Below are 16,258 nucleotides of genomic sequence, written 5' to 3'. Positions count from 1 at the left end.
CGATTCCTCAATCAACCAGAAAAGAGGAATCCGGTAATAGCCATGGCACACCGGGGCACCGTAGGGACACGACAGTCGGGACAGGCGGCGGTGGAGGCCGCGCTGACGCTGCCGTTGGTGGTGTTCCTGGTGCTGGGGACGCTGCAGCTGTTCCTGATGCTGCAGGCGCGCATCCTCGCGCAGGTGGCGGTGTACCGGGCGGTGCGCGCGGGCAGCCTCAACCACGGCAACTGCCTGCCGATGACGCACGCGGCGCTGGTGACGATGCTGCCCACGGTGGCGCGCACGGACACCGCGGAGCGGCTCGCGGACGCCTTCTCGCCCCGGCGCCACAACCACTTCTGGGTGCGCGGCTCCACCGGCGAGCGCTTCAACGAGCCGATGATTGAAATCGTCCGCGAGTCGCCGGACGCCGGCTGGGTGCAGGGGCTGGTGGGCGACGAGGACCTGATGTTCGACCAGCCCACCAACAACGCCCGTGAGTTGGGGCGGCGCACGTTGGAGATACGGATGGTGGCCTGGTACTACATGCGCATTCCCTTCGCGAACTGGGTGATGAGCCGGATGTTCCTGGCCCACTTCCAGCTCCAGCGCTACACGGCCACCAACCCGCTGATGCCCACGCAGAAGCGCGCGGCCTGGTACGGCGAGACGGACGAGACGATTGGGCGCGACAGGTGGCCGGGCGGAGACCTGGGCGCCCGCATGGTGCGCTGGAGCAACGACGGGCACTTCCTCTTCCCCATCCAGGTCAATGCGGCCATGCGGATGATGACGCCCGTGATGTCCGAGTACTTCCAGGGAGGCCCCGCTTGCGCCCTTCACGGTTCATGACCCGCGCGCGGCGGGGACAGGCGCTGGTGCTCTTCGCACTGACGCTGCTGCTCCTCGCGGTGCTGGTGCTGATGACGCTGGGCTTCGGCATGCGCGCGAAGGAGCGCGTGGAAATCCAGATGGCGGCGGACGCGGCGGCCTACAGCCAGGCGGTGGCCACGGCGCGGACGTTCAATGCGATTTCGGTGATGAACCGCGCGCAGGTGGCCCACATGGTGGCCATGGCCGGCACGCAGGCGCTCATCAGCCACAGCAGCCAGGACTACGCCGCGCACAACGTGGTGTGCCCGGGTGAAATCCTGCCCAGCGACTGGTTCACCGCGGACGAGGCGGCGGCCTCCCAGGTGCTGAGCCTGCAGGGGCAGGCGGGCAACATGTACCGGGGCGGCATGGCCCTCTACATCAAGCTGCTGGGCGACCACATCGCGGGCCAGGAGCTCGCGAAGCGGGTCGCCGAGGCGGTCAACCCCGAGCTGGAGGCGCCGCCGGCGGGCGCGGAGAAGAGCTTCTCCGAGCTCAACGGCAACAATGCGATTCGCACGCGCGACGACGTCATCAACGCGATGCTGTCGGGCACCAACAACTGCGGCGTCGGGGACGGCGCGGTGTGCCCGTCCGGCGGCAGCAAGGCCGCGCTCAACGCCACCATGGGCAGCATGGGCTGGACGTGGGTGCACAACCGTCCGGGAGGCGGCGCGGCTTTCGGTACCGGTGGTGCGGCGGTGTCCACCGGCTTCAAGCACTACAACTCCTCGGCGCAGATGGACTCGTCCCGGTATGACACCGTCTCCGGGCGCAACTCGAATGCGCATGACCATGGGCGCACCGTGACGCCCGCGCTCTGTCCCACGCCGCCCCCCGTGCTGCCCGTCGCGAACGACGCATGGGTGATGTCCGACGAGCGGCAGACACACGAGGACCAGCACGTGTACGGCGCCCGCGCGCCCCCGGGCCAGGCGCCTGAAAATGCCAACCCCGTCTGGGAGATGCACACGCTGGGCGAGTGCGTCGTCTGCCCGGGCATCTGGCCGTTCTCGATGAGCTACAACACGGCCGAGCTGCAGCGGGGAGCGGCCAACCAGTACGGCCAGCCCAAGCTGTACGCGATGCTCTACCGGGACTACGCCAGCCCCCGGCGGCGGGCGCACCCGGACCCGTGGAACCTCTTCTTCCGCTTCCGCTTCACGGAGGACAGCGACGCGGAGTTCGACAACGCCAGCCCGCTGGGCCGCGTCGGCCCCACCGGGCGCGAGGACGTGCACCGCAACCAGGTGGCCCTGTCCGCCGGCCTTGTCTACTACCACCGGCCCCGCCCCGCGGCGGTGGGGGGCGGCTGGAACGAGCCTCCCAACTTCCTCAACCCCTTCTGGCGCGCGACGCTGGCGAGCCCCGAGGGCTCCGTCGACGACCGGCCCGCGGACAGCCTGGGGGGGGCGGGCTTCACCGGCCACGCGCGGGCGCTGCGCCGGCTGGTGGGCGAGGGCTACCGGGGCGGTGGCCCGGGCGGGAGGGGGTACTGACATGCGCTCGCGCCATGCACGCGGACAGGCACTGGTGGAGACGGCGCTGGCGTTGATGGTGTTCGTCACCATCCTCGTCTTCGGCATCTACTTCGCGGAGGTGGGGGCGCTGACGCTGAAGGTGCAGGAGGCCGCCAACTTCGCGATGTGGGACGCCACCGGACGCGTGATGCACAACCCGGCGGGAGGCGACTGGGGCCATCGCGGCGTGGTGGCGGACGCAGAGGCCGAGGCCACCGCGCGCTACGTGGACTTCGACGGGCGCGAGCGGATGGGTGGCACGGGCATGCCGATTCAACAGGCGATTGCGCGGGCGCAGGCCATCCAGGTCGACTGCAGGCCGGCCCTGGCCGGGCGCGTGGAGGGCCTTCCTCCGAGCGCGGCGGAGGTGTCACCCGGAGTCTCCCCCCTGGGCGATGCGATGAGCGTGGGCACGGAGGGCATGTCGTGCACGGCGTCCTCGCGGATGCGGGGCTCTCGCGTGGGCCGGTTCATGGAGGAGCGCTTCCAGGAGGCGCACCGCCGCGCGGCCACGGTCTTCACCGTGTGCGCGGCGGGGCGCGCGAACAATGGCAGGTGCCCGGGGCGCTTCACGATGCTGTTGGATGACTGGGGACTGTCGGGCGTGGCGGAGGGGCGCTCGTGCCCGCTGAGCATCGACAGCGGGGCGGAGTGCGCCAACGTGGACTACTACCGGTGGACGGAGCGCATCTACCGGGCCAACGGCGGTGGTGGTGGCGCGGGGTCCGCGCTCGCGGGGCTGGTGGGGGCGGAGTCCGTGAATGAGGACCAGTTCTTCATGAGCTTCCGGGGCGCGGAGGCCGACTACGAGGAGAACCTCGGCTCCACGCACGCGGGAGGACAGGCGCGCTGGGAGACGACGCCGTTCCAGGCGCCGAACGTGCCCAGTTACAACGCCGGCCGGGGGAACCACTGGCTCGGGATGCCCCGGTGAGGCGGGTTGCTGTCGTGCTGTGTGGAGCGTGGCTCCTCGGCGCGGCGCCCCCGGCTCGCGGCGGTGCGGCGGAAGGAACGTTCATTCCGGGCAGGGCGTCCTCGGGCCCGGCGGCGCCGGCACGCCCGGCGGCAGGCACTCTGGCTCAAGGCGCGGCGGCGTCGGGCGCGTCGTCCACGGACCGGAGGGTGCAGCCTCCACCTCCCGAGAACGCCGGTGCGCCGCGCTTCGCATGGCCCCGGTTCCAGGTGCTGGAGTACGTCGAATCGAGCGAAATCATCGAGGCCGCTGGCATCCCGGTCGCCCTGCGCGCGGTGCGCGTGAAGGAGCGGCTGCCCGAAGTGGTGCAGCGCCTGGCGGACGCGTTCCACGAGGGCGGGCTCCACGTTCCACCGGGCCCCGAGCAGCCCCAGCTCGCCAGCGGCGCGGTGATGCTCACCGCCGTGGATATGCGCCGGCGGATTACGTACACCGCCATCCTCCAGCCACAGCCGGACGGAACCACCGTGCTCTACCTCGGTGAGGCCAACCACATGCTGCGTCGCGAGCCCGTCGCCGCGGGGGACTTCGCGCCCCTGCCGCCCGGCGCGAGCCAGGTGCTGCGCGTGGGCAGCGAGAGCTCACGGACGATGGCCTTCCACGTCCCCCTGTCCGGCGCGGACGTGGACGCCTTCTACGCGCGCGCCCTGGCCCAGCACGGCTGGCAGCGTGTCGAGGATGAGTCGGGCATCTTCACGCGCTCCGGCGAGGAGCTGCGCGTGGTGCACGAGCCCGGCGCGGGAGGACTGCGCGCGGTGGTGCTCGTGTACCGGCGGGGAGTGGCCGCCGTCTCGACGCCCGCGACGCCCTGAGCTTCAGGCGCGCAGCTTCTCGCGCAGCACCTTGGCGCGGCCCTGCATGTCGGGGTCCATGCTGGTCAGCTCCACGGACTTCAGGCGCTGATCCAGGCTCTGCGGCACCTTCACCTTGAGCTTGCCCTCCTCGGACATCAGCTCGAGCTTCGCCAGCGCCTTGTCGACGATGCGCTCGCGCGGGTGGTCCAGGAGGCTGTCGAGGAAGTACGCGTCCTCGGGCAGCTCCGGGTACTTCTCCAGGTAGTCCACCACGGCCTTCACCCAGTCGGCGCGGGACTCGGAGTCCGCCACCTTCTGCATGGCCGCCTTCTGGGCCTTGCGCTTGCCTTCCGGGTCGAACGTCTTGGCGAGGCCCTCGGGCAGCTCGCCGCCGGTGAAGAGCGCGTCCGCGGCGGCCTTGTACTTCTGGTAGCTCGCGCTGCGCTCGAGCTTCTGCTGCGCGGGGTCATCCTGGCGGGAGGCGTACTTGCTGCCCTTGCCGCGCCCCGCGTCGATTTCGCGCCAGCTCTTGTTGCGCTTCCCCGAGAAGCCGCCGCCGTTGTCGTCCTTGTCCTTGGCCATCCTTCATCTCCCCTTGCGCGCGCTCCACAGCGCCGCCAGTCCGCGACGGACGAGACGCCGTACCGCCTCCAGTTCCTGGGAGGACAGGGGCTGCTCCTCGTCCTGCTCCGCCTCGAAAAGCGCCTCGTCCGCGTAGGCTTGCAGCGGTTGGGGCAGCGGTGGAGCGTCCGTGTCCGCCTCCAGCGCCGCAGGGCTCACCGCGGTGAGTCCCGGCGGCCACCCCAGCTCCAGCATGGCGTACAGCTCGAAGAGCAGGTGGCGGGCGACTCCGTATCCTTCGTCCGTGAGCCCCGCCGCGTCAAGCGCGCCCAGCAGCGCGTCCTGGCGGTTCTCGAAGGAATGCGTGAGCCGGGTGCGCGACTTCTCGTCGTCCTCCAGGTAACGCCAGGCGGCCTCCACGAATTCGGCCGTGGGCTCCGCCGGGTGGAAGGGCGTGGGCGGCGTGGCCTTCACCTTCTTCGGGCGCGGCGGGCGCGGGCCGTCATCCTCCAGCCGCACCGCCTTGCCCTCTTCCACCAGGTCCCAGAGGCCCAGCAGGTTCTGGTACAGGCGCCGGGCGATTTCAGGCGAGGGGAAGTGCGGCTCCTCCTCGAAGAAGGTGGGAATGAGGTCGCTGTAGGGCGTGCCATCGGCCCGGGCGGCCTGCATGCGGGCGAGCACCTCGGCACTGTCCAGCGGGCTGCCGGCCAGGTCGAGCAGTCCGTCGAGCGTCTGCGCGCCCTCGAACTGGCGTTGGAAGTCAGCACCTCTGTCACGGGAGCGGCTCATGGTGGAGGGGACGCTAACCACACCGGGCGAGCGGGCGCACGAAGCTTCAGTGTCCGGTGGGCCACTCGCCCATCAGCGCGTCCTGGTGCTCCTTCGGGTTGGTGGGCCACGCGTAGTCCTCGGGCACGTGGCCGCCGCCGTGCGCGGCCTGCCCGTCCCAGCTCACCTGGCCGTGCAGGAAGTCCTCGGAGTCCTCCTCCGTCACCGCCCGGCGGTTGGCGGGAAGGGTGAAGGGCGCGTCGATGGGTTCTTCGGGGATGATGATGGCCATGGGCGGCTGCCTCCGAGGAGGCCCGGCGCGCGCGGATGTCCGCTGCCACACGCGGCCAGGGTCCTCCTGTCTCCAGCAAACCTAGGCAGGCGCCGTACAGGAGAGGAGCGTGTGGCGCCAGGCAGCCGAGGGCCAGGCCGTCTTCCGTTTCCGGCCTGTCGCTCCTAGTCTCGGCTCCACATGGCAGACAGTTCGGTGGAGACGTTGAGGACCGCGGTACAGGCGCTCTACCGCGTCCACGCGGTGGAGGGCCCCCCGGGGGAGAACGGGCTGCGCACGGTGTGGCACCTGTGCCCGGACGGCGCGGAGTTGCTGTCGCTGGTGGACGTGGACGGGCGCGTGCAACGGCAGGAGTTGACGCTGCTGGAGGACCACTACATCTGGGCCAGCGGGCAGGGCGTGCGCACCGGGAGCCTGGAGCGCGGAGGCGCGCAGAAGGCCGGGCCCGCGGTGGTGGTGAAGGCAGACCCGGAGCTCGTCCCGCAGCGGCTGCTCAAGGCCGCGTCGGCCATGGGCACGTACACGGGGCAGGACCGCTACATCATCCACATGCAGCGCGTGCTGGCGCTGGCGCGCGAGGGGTTGGAGATGGCCAGCGGCGGAATCACCCCGGGGCAGCGTCCGTCGGAGCCCACGCTGCCGTCGCTTCAGCCCGCGCCGCCGCCGGTTCAGCTCGCGTTCGGCCAGCCGCTGCCGGACGAGGTGCTGCCGCCGGTGGTGCGCAACTCCGAGGGCCTGGTCATGGTGGCCGTGCTCGGCGTGGGGGTGCTGGTGGGGCTGGCCATCCTCGCGTTCATCCTGCTCGGCTGACGCGGCGCCTCGAAGCCGGGCAGGTGCACGCCCTGTCCGGCGGGAATGGCCACGGGCGCGCGCGCGGTGACGGAGCTCACCGGGTGCGCGTCCAGCACCAGCAGGGCCGCCACCGCGGCGGCGGGCACCAGCCGCGCGGACCAGCCCAGCGGCGAGTGCCCGTCACCGGCGGTGCGGCGCACGAGCAGGGTGAAGCCGAGCACCGCGAGCACGCCGGTGCAGGCCCAGCGCACGGTGCGCAGCGTCGCCGCCACCTCGAGACCCGCCGTCACCAACTCCTGGCGTCCCGACTCGGGCACGTGCGCCAGCCCCGTGAGCAGCTCGAAGAGGTGCCGCGCCTCCATCGCGCCCACCAGTGCCACCGAGGCGAGCGACGCGCAGACGCCGCTGGCCAGCAGCAGGCCGCGCGCGCGGTGGCACGTGCACTCCGCCCTCGTCGCGTGGGTGGGGCCGAAGCGCGCCAGCGCCAGCCCCAGGGAGAGTCCCAGCAGCAGCGCCGCGCTGGTGAAGGCGCCCAGGAGCCGCGGCGCCATGGCCTGGCCGGTGCTGGAGGCGAGCGCGAGGCCGGCCTCCATCTCATCCAGGTGCGGGAGTACGGCGGTGGCGCGCTCGACGAGGACTTCCGTGCCCATCAACCCCAGCATCCACGGCAGCGTGGCCATTCCGAGCATGACGGGCAGCGGCACCTTGCGCTCCATGCTGGTGCTGGCGAGCGCCAGGGACAACAGCGGCAGCTCCACCAGCAGCGCCAGCGCCACCAGCGCGGCGAACGGGCCGGCCGCGTCCACGGTGTGCGACAGCTCGGCGGAGCCGTGCATCAGTGGCGCAAGTGTGAAGCACCACAGGAACACCGTGACAGGCACGGCCGACGCCACGGAGAGCCCGGGCGCGAGACGGAGCCGCAATGGAACGAGCATTTCAAGAGAGAGTAGTCTCTCCGGCTAAATCTGTGAATTCAGACCGGGGGACGACCGACCAGCCAGTAGACGACGCTGGCGAGGGCTCCCACCACGGGTGACACCAGCACACCCAACAGGTAGAGCTTCGGGCACCCGCCCTGGGCGCACCCGATGCGGCCGTGTTCGAGGGCGCCGCCGAGCAGCACCGACACGTGCATGCCGAGGAGGAAGACGCCCACGCCGCGCAGCACGAGGCCGCGGTACCAGGTGCGTGTCCACAGGCGGAAGACGACGGGCAGCAGGACGAGGGTGAGGGTGGCCGCGACGGCCAGCTCCACGTGGCGGGCGGAGACGGCCACACACGCCAGGGCCGCGAGCGCCAGCGCGGGCACGAGCAGCAGCGCGTTGAGGGACAGGGGCTCCCGGAAACGCATGAGGACGGGGGCGACGGTGGCAGAGCGGGGAGGGTGAGGCAAGGACGGAGGTGCCGCCGTTGCCTGGAGAACCCCGCGAGTCGTCAGGCGGCGACAGCGCCCTCACCGAGCAGCTGCGTGTACCGCCCGCGCAGCGCGAGCAGCTCCGCGTGGGTGCCGGCCTCCACCACCCGGCCGCCCTCCACCACGGCAATCACATCCGCGTCGCGCACCGTCGAAAGCCGGTGTGCAATCACCAGCACCGTGCGCCCCTTCATCAGCGCCGCCAGGCCCGCGCCCACCGCCGCCTCGCTCGCCGCGTCCAGTGCGCTCGTGGGCTCGTCCAGCAGCAGCACCGACGGCCTGCACAGGAACGCGCGCGCCAGCACCAGCCGCTGACGCTGGCCTCCGGACAGGCGGCTGCCGCGCTCACCCACCGGCTCATCCAGCCCGCCCGGCAGCGAGCGCACGAAGTCCTCCGCGTGCGCCAGCCGCAGCGCCTCCCACAAGTCCGCGTCCGTCGCCTCCGGCCGGCCCAGCCGCAGGTTGTGGCGCACCGTCCCGGAGAACAGCACCGGCTCCTGCGGCACCCACGCCATCTGCCCGCGCACGCTCGACGGCTTCAGCCCCGACAGCGGCGCCCCGTCCCACAGCACGCGTCCGCCCGACGTGGGCAGGAAGCCCAGCAGCACCGAGAACAGCGTCGTCTTCCCCGCGCCCGACGGCCCCACCAGCGCCACGCGCTTCCCGGCGGGCACCACCAGGTCCACGCCGCGCAGCGCCTCGCGCCCGTCCTGGTACGTGGCGCGCACGCCCTCTAGCACCAGCGCCTGCGACAGCGGCGGCGCGGGCTCGCCCACGTCGGGCGGCGCGGGCTCGTCCGCGAGCGCGAACAGCCGCTCCGCCGCCGCCAGCCCCGTGAGCACCTGGGAGAACGTGCCGCTCAGCGACTTCACCGGCTGGTACAGCAGCAGCGCCGCGGCCATGAAGGAGAGCAGCCTTCCTGCCAGCGCCGGGTCCGCCGCCACCGCGCGCGCCCCCCACGCCACCGCCATGGCCACCCCGGCGATGCCCAGCAGCTCCACCGTGGGGCTCACCGCGCCGCGCAGGAACAGCGAGCGGCGCATCTCCGTCAGGTAGCGCTCCGCCTCGCCTTCGAACGTCTCCAGCGCCCGGGCCTGTCCGCCATAGGCCTGCACCACCGGCAGGTTCTGCAGCTGCTCCGCCGTCAGCGCCGTCAGCGCCCCCAGCCGCTGCTGCGAGCGCGCCGCCACTTTCTTGAGCGAGCGGGCGAAGCGGTTGATGGGCAGCACGGTGACGGGCACCACGATGAACGTGAAGAGGAAAAGCCTTCCATCGATGAGGAAGCAGGTGACCAGCAGGGAGACAATCTGCAGCCCATCCTTGATGTACGAGGTGAGCGCCTGCGTCACCGAGAACTCCACCATCGGAACCTCCGAGGTGAAGCGCGTGAGCAGCTCTCCCGAGTGACGCCGCTCGAAGAACGCGGGCGGTTGCCCGAGCAGCCGGCCGTAGAGGAAGCCTCTCAGGTCCGCCATGACACGCTGGCCCAGCCGCTGCATCAACCCGCCCTGGAGGAACTGGGCCGTGGACTTCACCAGCGCTACCAGCACCACCAGCAGGGGCAGCCGCTCGAGCAGCGCGTCTCCCGGCAGTGACACCCCGGCCACCGTGATCGGCTCACCGGTGAGCACCGCTCGCAAGAGCGGGCCCACCACCCAGGCATAGGCGGACGTGGCCGCCGCGGCGACGAGGGACGCGCCCACTCCCGCCGCGAGCAGCGGGCGGTACGGACGCAGGTAGCCGAGGAGTCGGCGGTAGACGTGGGGAGAAGGACGGGGAGCCACTGTTCGGCGGCGGACTCTGTCACCGAGTCGCCGCGACGTCCAAGGCCAGAGGGGCACCTTCTTTCATGCCCTGCCGCCTGCCCTGCCACCTGCCGCCGAGAGCAGGCAGCCCAGTTCCATTGCCCCCCTCCATCCCTGCGGACAGCTTCATGGGAGCCATGGAAACCAATAACGAAAAAGAGGCCCTGTTCAATCCGGGCTGTGAGCCGGTGGTAGAGGAAGAGGAGCGCCGGCGGCTGCTGTGGCTCATGGCCGAGTACTTCCGCACCATCGGGTACACGGACATCAAGGCCCGCCTTCCCGGCTTCATGCCACCGCCCATCCTGTCGGGCACCATCGAGGACCACCGCCCTGACTTCACGTGCCGGCAGTCGGACTCGGCGCGCACACCCATCATCCTGGAGATCGTCACCCCGCACATGGTGGACGACCCGACGGCGGAGAACCGCTGGAGCCTGCTGGCCAGCGCCGCGAAGCTCTACAACGCGGAGCTGCACTTCGTGGTGCCCAAGTGGGCCGCCAACGGACCCGTCGACCCGGGGCTCAAACGCCGGCTGGCCCGAATGGAGCTGACGGCCAACCGCGTCTGGACTGTCTAGGTTGCGCCCCTGGATTGCTGGTGCGTTTCGCTGCGTTATAGTGGCTCAGAGCTCTACGCGTCAGCGAAAAGCACAGCAATTTCCAGGGGTTGTAATCGATGGCAGGAGCGGCGGGTCAGAAGCGGGACTACTACGAGGTCCTGGGCGTCCAGAAGGCGGTCTCCGCGCAGGAGCTCAAGAGCGCGTTCCGCAAGGTGGCGCTCCAGTACCACCCGGACCGCAACCCGGGGAACCACGAGGCCGAGGAGAAGTTCAAGGAGGCCTCGGAAGCGTATGAAGTGCTGAGCGACCCCGAGCGGCGGGCCAAGTACGACCGCTTCGGGCACTCGGGCAACCCCTTCGAGGGCTTCGGCGGCGCCGGGGGCGGCTTCCAGGGCGTCAACATCAACGACATCTTCGGCGAGATTTTCGGCGACATCTTCGGGGGCGCCCGGGGTGGCCGCCGGACCAGCGCGCGGGGCGCCGACCTTCGCTACAACCTGGAGATCACCTTCGAGGAGGCGGCCTTCGGCTGCCGGCCCAAGGTGACGATTCCGCGGCCGAAGAAGTGCGAGACGTGCACGGGCAGCGGCAGCAAGAGCGGCGCCGGCCCGCGGCCGTGCTCCACGTGCGGCGGCGCGGGCGAGGTGCGCTACACGCAGGGCTTCTTCGCGGTGTCCCGTCCGTGCGGTGACTGCGGCGGCACCGGCGCGGTGGTGCCGGACCCGTGCCCGCGCTGCAAGGGCTCGGGCAAGGTCCCTTCCGAAGAGGTCATCGAGGTGGCCATTCCGGGCGGCGTGGACAACGGCACGCGCGTGCGCCTGGGCGGCATGGGTGAGCCCGGAGACCGCGGCGGCCCGGCCGGCGACCTCTACGTCACCGTCATCGTGAAGGAGCACCCGCTCTTCCAGCGCGAGGAGTACGAGGTCTTCTGCGAGGTGCCCATCTCCTTCACCCAGGCGGCGCTGGGCGCGAAGATCGACGTCCCCACGCTCGACGGGAAGGTGAAGATGACCATTCCGTCCGGCACCCAGTCCGGCAAGGTGTTCCGGCTCAAGAGCAAGGGCATCCCCCACCTGCACAGCCAGCAGCGGGGAGACCAGCACGTGCGCGTGGTGGTGGAGACGCCCACGGAGCTGAGCTCGAAGCAGCGCGAGCTGCTGGAGAAGTTCGCCGAGGCCGCGGGCGAGGAGGCCCACCCGCAGTCCAAGAGCTTCTTCGCGAAGGTGAAGGAGTTGTTCGGCTGAGGACGTGACGTGGGCATCGGGCCGCGCCAGGCGTGTCCGGCGGGCCTCGCAAGCGTGAAGCACCTGACGTCCGCGCGGCTGGCGGGCACGGGTACGGGGGCTGCAAGGGGGAGGGGTTTCCCAGAGGAATCTTCCCCCCGCTCCGTTGTCGACGGAGGCGCACCCCACTGCTATGCACGCCCCTGCCATGGACGTCTCTTCCCTGCTGCGCCGCTCGCTCGTCGTCGCGTTGGCCCTGTCGTTGACGGCCTGCCCCCGCTCCACCCGCACCCCGCCCCCTGGTGGCGGCACGGGGGACGAGGTGCCCACGGGCGACCAGTTCCCCACGCGCCCCACCGTGGAGGCGAAGAAGGACGCCTCGGCGGACGCGGCGCTGGCCCAGGCGGCGCAGACGGCCCAGGCTGCCCCGGACAAGAAGAAGGCCGCCGAGGCCTACCTGTCCGTGCGCAAGGCGTACCCCGCCACCACCGCGGGCCAGGAGGCCCTCTACCGCGCGGGCGTCCTCTTCTTCGAGTCGAAGGACTACGTCAACGCGCGCAAGTCCTTCAACGAGCTGCTCTTCGAGAACCCGCTCTACCCGCAGGCGGATGACGCCAAGCACAAGCTGGGCGTGTCCGCGATGGAGGTGGGCGCGTACCGCGACGCGTACCAGACGCTCTCCAGTCTCGCCGAGCGTGCCGAGGGCGCCGAGAAGGAGCAGCTCCAGGCCGAGGCCGCACGCGCCGCCGCGGGCGCCGGGCTGTACGGGCAGGCGCTGACGCTGGCGGTGGAGCAGGCCGGCCAGGCGCGGAGCGCCGAGGAGCAGGCCGCCGCGGTGGCCCGCGTGGAGTCGCTGGTGGAGGGCCGCGCGGACTTCGTGGACATCGCCCGCGTGGCGGAGGGGCTGTCCACGTCCAATCCGGCGTGGCCCGTCATCACCTTCAAGCTGGCGCGCGTCTACTACCACCTGCGCGACTGGACGCGGCTGGAGGAGACGCTGAACCGCTTCCTCGCGCAGGCGCCCAACCACGCGTTCGCTCCGCAGGCCCGGGAGCTGCTGGCCCGCGCCACCCGCCGCGTGGAGGCGAAGCCGCGCACGGTGGGCGTGCTGCTGCCCATGACGGGCCGCTACCAGCCCATTGGCGAGGCGGTGCTGCGCGGCATCCAGCTGGGGCTGGAGGGCAGCAACGTGGAGCTGGTGGTGAAGGACACGCAGGGCGACGTCAACAAGACGGGCCAGGCCATGGAGCAGCTCGCCTTCGACGACGGTGCCATCGCCGTGCTGGGGCCGCTGCTCGCGGACGACACCAAGCGCGCGGCGCTGGTGGCGGAGGAGCTCCAGGTTCCGCTGCTGACCATGAGCCGCCAGGAGGGCGTCACCGACCTGGGCACGTACGTCTTCCGCAACATGCTGACCAACACCGCGCAGGCGGCCGCCATCGCCGACTACGCGATGAACGTGAAGGGCTACAAGCGCTTCGCGGTGCTGTACCCGAACATCCCCTACGGCGTGGAGCTGGCGGACACCTTCTGGGACCAGGTGGTGGAGCGCGGCGGCACCATCCGCGGCGCGGAGCGCTACGCGCACGACCAGACGACCTTCACCACCGAGGCCAAGAAGCTGGTGGGCCGCTACTACCTCGAGGACCGCGGCGACTACGTGGGCGGCGTGCGGGACGTGCAGGGGGAGAACCTGGACGCGTACCGCCGCCGCAAGGCGCTGGAGAAGGTGAAGGCCAGCGTGGAGCCCATCATCGACTTCGACGCCATCTTCATGCCGGACGACTGGCGCCGCGTCAGCCTCGTCGCCCCGGCGCTCGCGGTGGAGGACATCGTCACCAACGCGTGCGACCCGCGCGATTTGGAGCGCATCCGCAAGACGACGGGCAAGAAGGAGCTGAAGACGGTGACGCTCTTCGGCGCCAACCAGTGGAGCAGCCCGAAGGGGCGCTCGGGGCTGCCGGAGCTGGTGGAGCGCGGCGGCAAGTTCGTCACCTGCTCGGTGTACGTGGACGGCTTCTTCGTGGACTCGCAGCGCCCGGCCACGCGCCGCTTCGTGCAGGCCTATCGCGCCGAGTACAAGGACGACACGGGCAAGGACCCGGGGCTGCTGGAGGCCATCGGCTATGACTCCGGCCGCATGCTGCGCCAGCTGATTGAGAAGAAGGAGGGCGCGCCGCGCACCCGCGCGGAGATGCGCGACGCGCTGGCCGGCCTGAAGGACTTCGACGGCGCCACCGGCCGCACCTCCTTCAACGAGAAGCGCGAGGCGGTGAAGCAGCTGTTCCTCCTGTCCATCGACAACAAGGGCATCACCGAAATCAACGTGGACAAGGAGAAGGCGGCCTCGGGAGGCTCGGGTTCATGAGGCCGGGCCGGAGGGCGGTGGCGCTGCTGGCCTTCGGGTGGCTGGCGGCGGGGGCGGGCTGCGTGCATGCGCCGCCGACGCTGGCGCCGGACGTGGAGGCGCGGCTGACGGCGACGCCGGGCGGCTACCTCTCCGGGAGCGTGGTGGGGTGGGAGGTGGACGCCGTCCTCAACCGGCAGGACTTCATCTGGGGCCTGGCCTTCTCGCCCCGGGGCGGGCGCGTGGCGTACACGCGGCTGGGCTCCAAGTTCTACTTCCTGTCCCTCTGGTCCCTGGGGCCTCCGCCGAAGCTGCTCGCGGATCCCCAAATCAATCCGTACGAGTTCGACGTGGAGGGCGTGGCCTTCTCTCCGGACGGAGCGCTCGTGGCCACGGCGGGGAAGGACGGGGTGGTGCGCCTGTTCGACGCGGCCACCGGTGCGCTGCGCGGTGAGCGCCGCACCGAGGAGCCGCTGGGCGCGGTGGCCTTCCACCCGGACGGGAAGTGGTTGGTGGTGGGCAGCCTCAAGGGGCTGCTGACGGTGCTGGCGGTGCCGGGGTTGGAGTACGCCTCCGAGGAGCGCGGCCACGTGGGCGTGGTGAGCGCGCTGGCCTTCGCGCCGGACGGGACGCTGTACTCGGGTGGCTGGGACAAGCACCTGCGCGCGTGGCGCACGGGCGTGGAGGCGCTGAAGCCGGGCGTGGCGCGCGTGCACTTCGAGCGGCGCGGCGGCTCCGCGGTGCTGGGTGCGACGGTGAATGACAAGGCACCGGTGTCCCTGTCGCTGGACGCGCGCGCGCCGGCGCTCATCCTCACCAGCGCGGCGGCCACCGCGGCGGGCATCGACGTGGCCTTCCTCAAGGAGACGCTCAACCTCCCCGGCGCGCTGGGCACCACCGCGGCGCGGCTGGCGCGCAACCAGTCCCTGCGCTTCAAGTCGCTCCTGCTGGAGGGCATGGACGTGGCGGTGTGCGACTCGTGCGTGCCCCAGGGCAGCCAGGGCGTGCTGGGCAGCACCTTCACGGACCGCGTGGACGTGGCCTTCGACGAAGTCACGCAGGAGGCCGTCCTCACGCTGAAGGGCGGCGCGCCGGTGGAGCCCACGCGCCCGGTGGAAGCGCTGGTGCTGTCGACGCGCTCGGACTTCACCTTCCCGGCCTACGTGAGTGACGTCACCGTGGACGCGCGCGGGCAGCGGCTGGGCGTGGGCCTCTCGGAGCAGCTCCCCGAGCGCAACCGCACCGTGTACGAGCGCGAGCGCAAGCACGTGGAGGAGCCGCAGGGGCCCTTCAACACGGGCGCGCTGGTGGATGCGCAGTCGGGGCAGGTGCTGCACAAGTGGCCGCTGCACCGGGGCGTGGTGTCCTCCGCGGCCATCTCCCCGGATGGGCGCTCGCTGGCCACGGGTGGCTGGGACAAGAAGGTGTACCTCTTCACGGAGGGCGCCGACGCCGCGCGGGCCGAGCACGTGTTCGACTGGTCCGTGCGCCGGGTGCGCTTCAGCGCGGACGGGCGCCAGGTGGGCGTGGCCGCGTGGACGCCGCAGGTGGCCAGCAGCAGCGGGGACAGCGACCCGGCCGCGGTGCTGCTCGGCGTGCGCTACGCGGAGCCCTCCATCGAGGGCGCCGCCGCCCCGCCTCAGTAGTTGAGGTAGATGGCGCTCTTCGGCACGCCGCGCGCCTGGAGCGTGGCCTTCACGCCCTGCACCATCTCCGTCTGGCCGCAGAGGAAGGCCACCACGTCCCGCGGGGGCTCCTCGCCCAGGTGCGCCTGCACGTAGCCGGTGAGGCCCTGCCACCCGCTGGCGCCGGGCTGGCTGACGGTGCGCACCACGCGGACGCCGCCGGCCTCCCACTCGTGCAGCTCATCCGAGTACGCGAAGGCGCTCGGCGTGCGCGCGCCGAAGTAGAGCGTCACGCGGCCGTAGGCGCCTCGTTCACGGTGGATGCTGCGGATGACGGAGCGGATGGCGGAGATGCCGGAGCCGGTGGCGAAGAGGAGCAGGTCATGCCCCCGGGCGCGCTCCAGGGGGAAGCCCTTGCCCTCGGGCGGTGTCACGTCCACCCGGGCGCCGGGCCGCAGGCGGATGAGGGCGTCGGGTAGCGGGCTGCCGTCCTTGAGGAGGAACTCCCACCGCGTCCCCCGGGGGTCGGGCGGGGAGGCGATGGCAAAGATGCCCTCTTCCTGCCCGGTCAGGCGCAGGCGGACGTACTGCCCGGGGTGCGCGTGGGTACCCACCAGGGGTGTCCCCTGGATGTCGAGCACGAGGTCGGTGAGGCCATCAGCGGCGGGCGAGGTGTCGGAGACGGTGGCCGGGTGCCAGTCAGGCATGGTGGGCTCGGTTTTAACCCGT

General features: G+C 71.4%; 15 protein-coding genes. 9 read left to right on the top strand and 6 right to left on the bottom strand.

The features are described 5' to 3' along the window. The first annotated feature begins 42 nt into the window (after nucleotides 1-42). The 4 genes from OV427_RS15855 (at nucleotide 43) to OV427_RS15840 (ending at nucleotide 4,160) form a co-directional block, all read left to right on the top strand. The gene (locus OV427_RS15855) at nucleotides 43-834 is read left to right on the top strand and encodes a TadE/TadG family type IV pilus assembly protein (protein WP_267856953.1); all 792 of its coding nucleotides are present in this window, start codon (nucleotides 43-45) and stop codon (nucleotides 832-834) included. After that, a complete protein-coding gene (locus OV427_RS15850) occupies nucleotides 831-2,354 on the top strand; it encodes a pilus assembly protein (RefSeq protein ID WP_267863429.1) in 1,524 nt (507 codons plus the stop codon). The genes OV427_RS15855 and OV427_RS15850 overlap by 4 nt, the downstream gene beginning before the upstream one ends. A gap of 1 nt (nucleotide 2,355) precedes the next feature. After that, nucleotides 2,356-3,309: a hypothetical protein gene (locus OV427_RS15845; protein WP_267856952.1), complete on the top strand. Its 954-nt coding sequence runs from the start codon at nucleotides 2,356-2,358 to the stop codon at nucleotides 3,307-3,309. Nucleotides 3,310-3,497: 188 nt separating this feature from the next. Then, nucleotides 3,498-4,160 carry a hypothetical protein gene (locus OV427_RS15840; protein ID WP_267856951.1) on the top strand — a complete coding sequence of 221 codons (663 nt, stop codon included), beginning with the start codon at nucleotides 3,498-3,500 and terminating at the stop codon, nucleotides 4,158-4,160. A 3-nt stretch (nucleotides 4,161-4,163) separates the two neighbouring features. Here OV427_RS15840 and OV427_RS15835 read toward each other — a convergent pair whose 3' ends face one another. Genes OV427_RS15835 through OV427_RS15825 form a run of 3 tightly spaced genes read right to left on the bottom strand, consistent with a single transcriptional unit; the run spans nucleotide 4,164 to nucleotide 5,763 of the window. Further along, nucleotides 4,164-4,724 carry a hypothetical protein gene (locus OV427_RS15835; RefSeq protein WP_267856950.1) on the bottom strand — a complete coding sequence of 187 codons (561 nt, stop codon included), beginning with the start codon at nucleotides 4,722-4,724 and terminating at the stop codon, nucleotides 4,164-4,166. A 3-nt stretch (nucleotides 4,725-4,727) separates the two neighbouring features. Continuing rightward, the gene (locus OV427_RS15830) at nucleotides 4,728-5,492 is read right to left on the bottom strand and encodes a hypothetical protein (protein ID WP_267856949.1); all 765 of its coding nucleotides are present in this window, start codon (nucleotides 5,490-5,492) and stop codon (nucleotides 4,728-4,730) included. Between the two features lie 46 nt (nucleotides 5,493-5,538). After that, complete coding sequence (locus OV427_RS15825) at nucleotides 5,539-5,763, bottom strand: hypothetical protein (RefSeq protein ID WP_267856948.1); 225 nt, start codon at nucleotides 5,761-5,763, stop codon at nucleotides 5,539-5,541. A 180-nt stretch (nucleotides 5,764-5,943) separates the two neighbouring features. Between OV427_RS15825 and OV427_RS15820 the strand changes: the two genes are divergently transcribed. Next, nucleotides 5,944-6,573, top strand: coding sequence for a hypothetical protein (locus OV427_RS15820; protein ID WP_267856947.1), 630 nt, complete (start codon nucleotides 5,944-5,946; stop codon nucleotides 6,571-6,573). A gap of 955 nt (nucleotides 6,574-7,528) precedes the next feature. On the opposite strand, the gene OV427_RS15815 is transcribed toward OV427_RS15820, so the two are convergent. Continuing rightward, complete coding sequence (locus OV427_RS15815; protein ID WP_267856946.1) at nucleotides 7,529-7,906, bottom strand: hypothetical protein; 378 nt, start codon at nucleotides 7,904-7,906, stop codon at nucleotides 7,529-7,531. 83 nt (nucleotides 7,907-7,989) lie between these two features. Further along, nucleotides 7,990-9,753, bottom strand: a complete 1,764-nt coding sequence (locus tag OV427_RS15810) for an ABC transporter ATP-binding protein (protein WP_267856945.1) — start codon at nucleotides 9,751-9,753, stop codon at nucleotides 7,990-7,992. A gap of 158 nt (nucleotides 9,754-9,911) precedes the next feature. Here OV427_RS15810 and OV427_RS15805 point away from each other — a divergent pair, with 158 nt between their 5' ends. The 4 genes from OV427_RS15805 to OV427_RS15790 all read left to right on the top strand — a co-directional run bounded on the left by OV427_RS15805 (nucleotide 9,912) and on the right by OV427_RS15790 (nucleotide 15,550). After that, entirely contained in the window at nucleotides 9,912-10,352 is a 441-nt protein-coding gene (locus OV427_RS15805) for a hypothetical protein (protein ID WP_267856944.1), read from the top strand. 98 nt (nucleotides 10,353-10,450) lie between these two features. Further along, nucleotides 10,451-11,578 carry a molecular chaperone DnaJ gene (gene dnaJ, locus OV427_RS15800; protein ID WP_267856943.1) on the top strand — a complete coding sequence of 376 codons (1,128 nt, stop codon included), beginning with the start codon at nucleotides 10,451-10,453 and terminating at the stop codon, nucleotides 11,576-11,578. Between the two features lie 187 nt (nucleotides 11,579-11,765). After that, nucleotides 11,766-13,925 (top strand): penicillin-binding protein activator, encoded by a 2,160-nt coding sequence (locus OV427_RS15795; protein ID WP_267856942.1) that lies wholly within the window; start codon nucleotides 11,766-11,768, stop codon nucleotides 13,923-13,925. After that, on the top strand, nucleotides 13,922-15,550 hold the full coding sequence (locus tag OV427_RS15790; RefSeq protein WP_267856941.1) for a WD40 repeat domain-containing protein: 1,629 nt from the start codon (nucleotides 13,922-13,924) through the stop codon (nucleotides 15,548-15,550). The genes OV427_RS15795 and OV427_RS15790 overlap by 4 nt, the downstream gene beginning before the upstream one ends. Here the strand turns inward: OV427_RS15790 and OV427_RS15785 are convergent. Next, a complete protein-coding gene (locus OV427_RS15785) occupies nucleotides 15,544-16,236 on the bottom strand; it encodes an NAD-binding oxidoreductase (protein WP_267856940.1) in 693 nt (230 codons plus the stop codon). The genes OV427_RS15790 and OV427_RS15785 overlap by 7 nt on opposite strands. Nucleotides 16,237-16,258: the final 22 nt, after the last annotated feature.

The organism is Pyxidicoccus sp. MSG2 (assembly GCF_026626705.1).
Classification (GTDB): domain Bacteria; phylum Myxococcota; class Myxococcia; order Myxococcales; family Myxococcaceae; genus Myxococcus.
The sequence above is the reverse complement of the archived record's forward strand: the minus strand, read 5'-3'. Positions and strand labels throughout refer to the sequence as shown.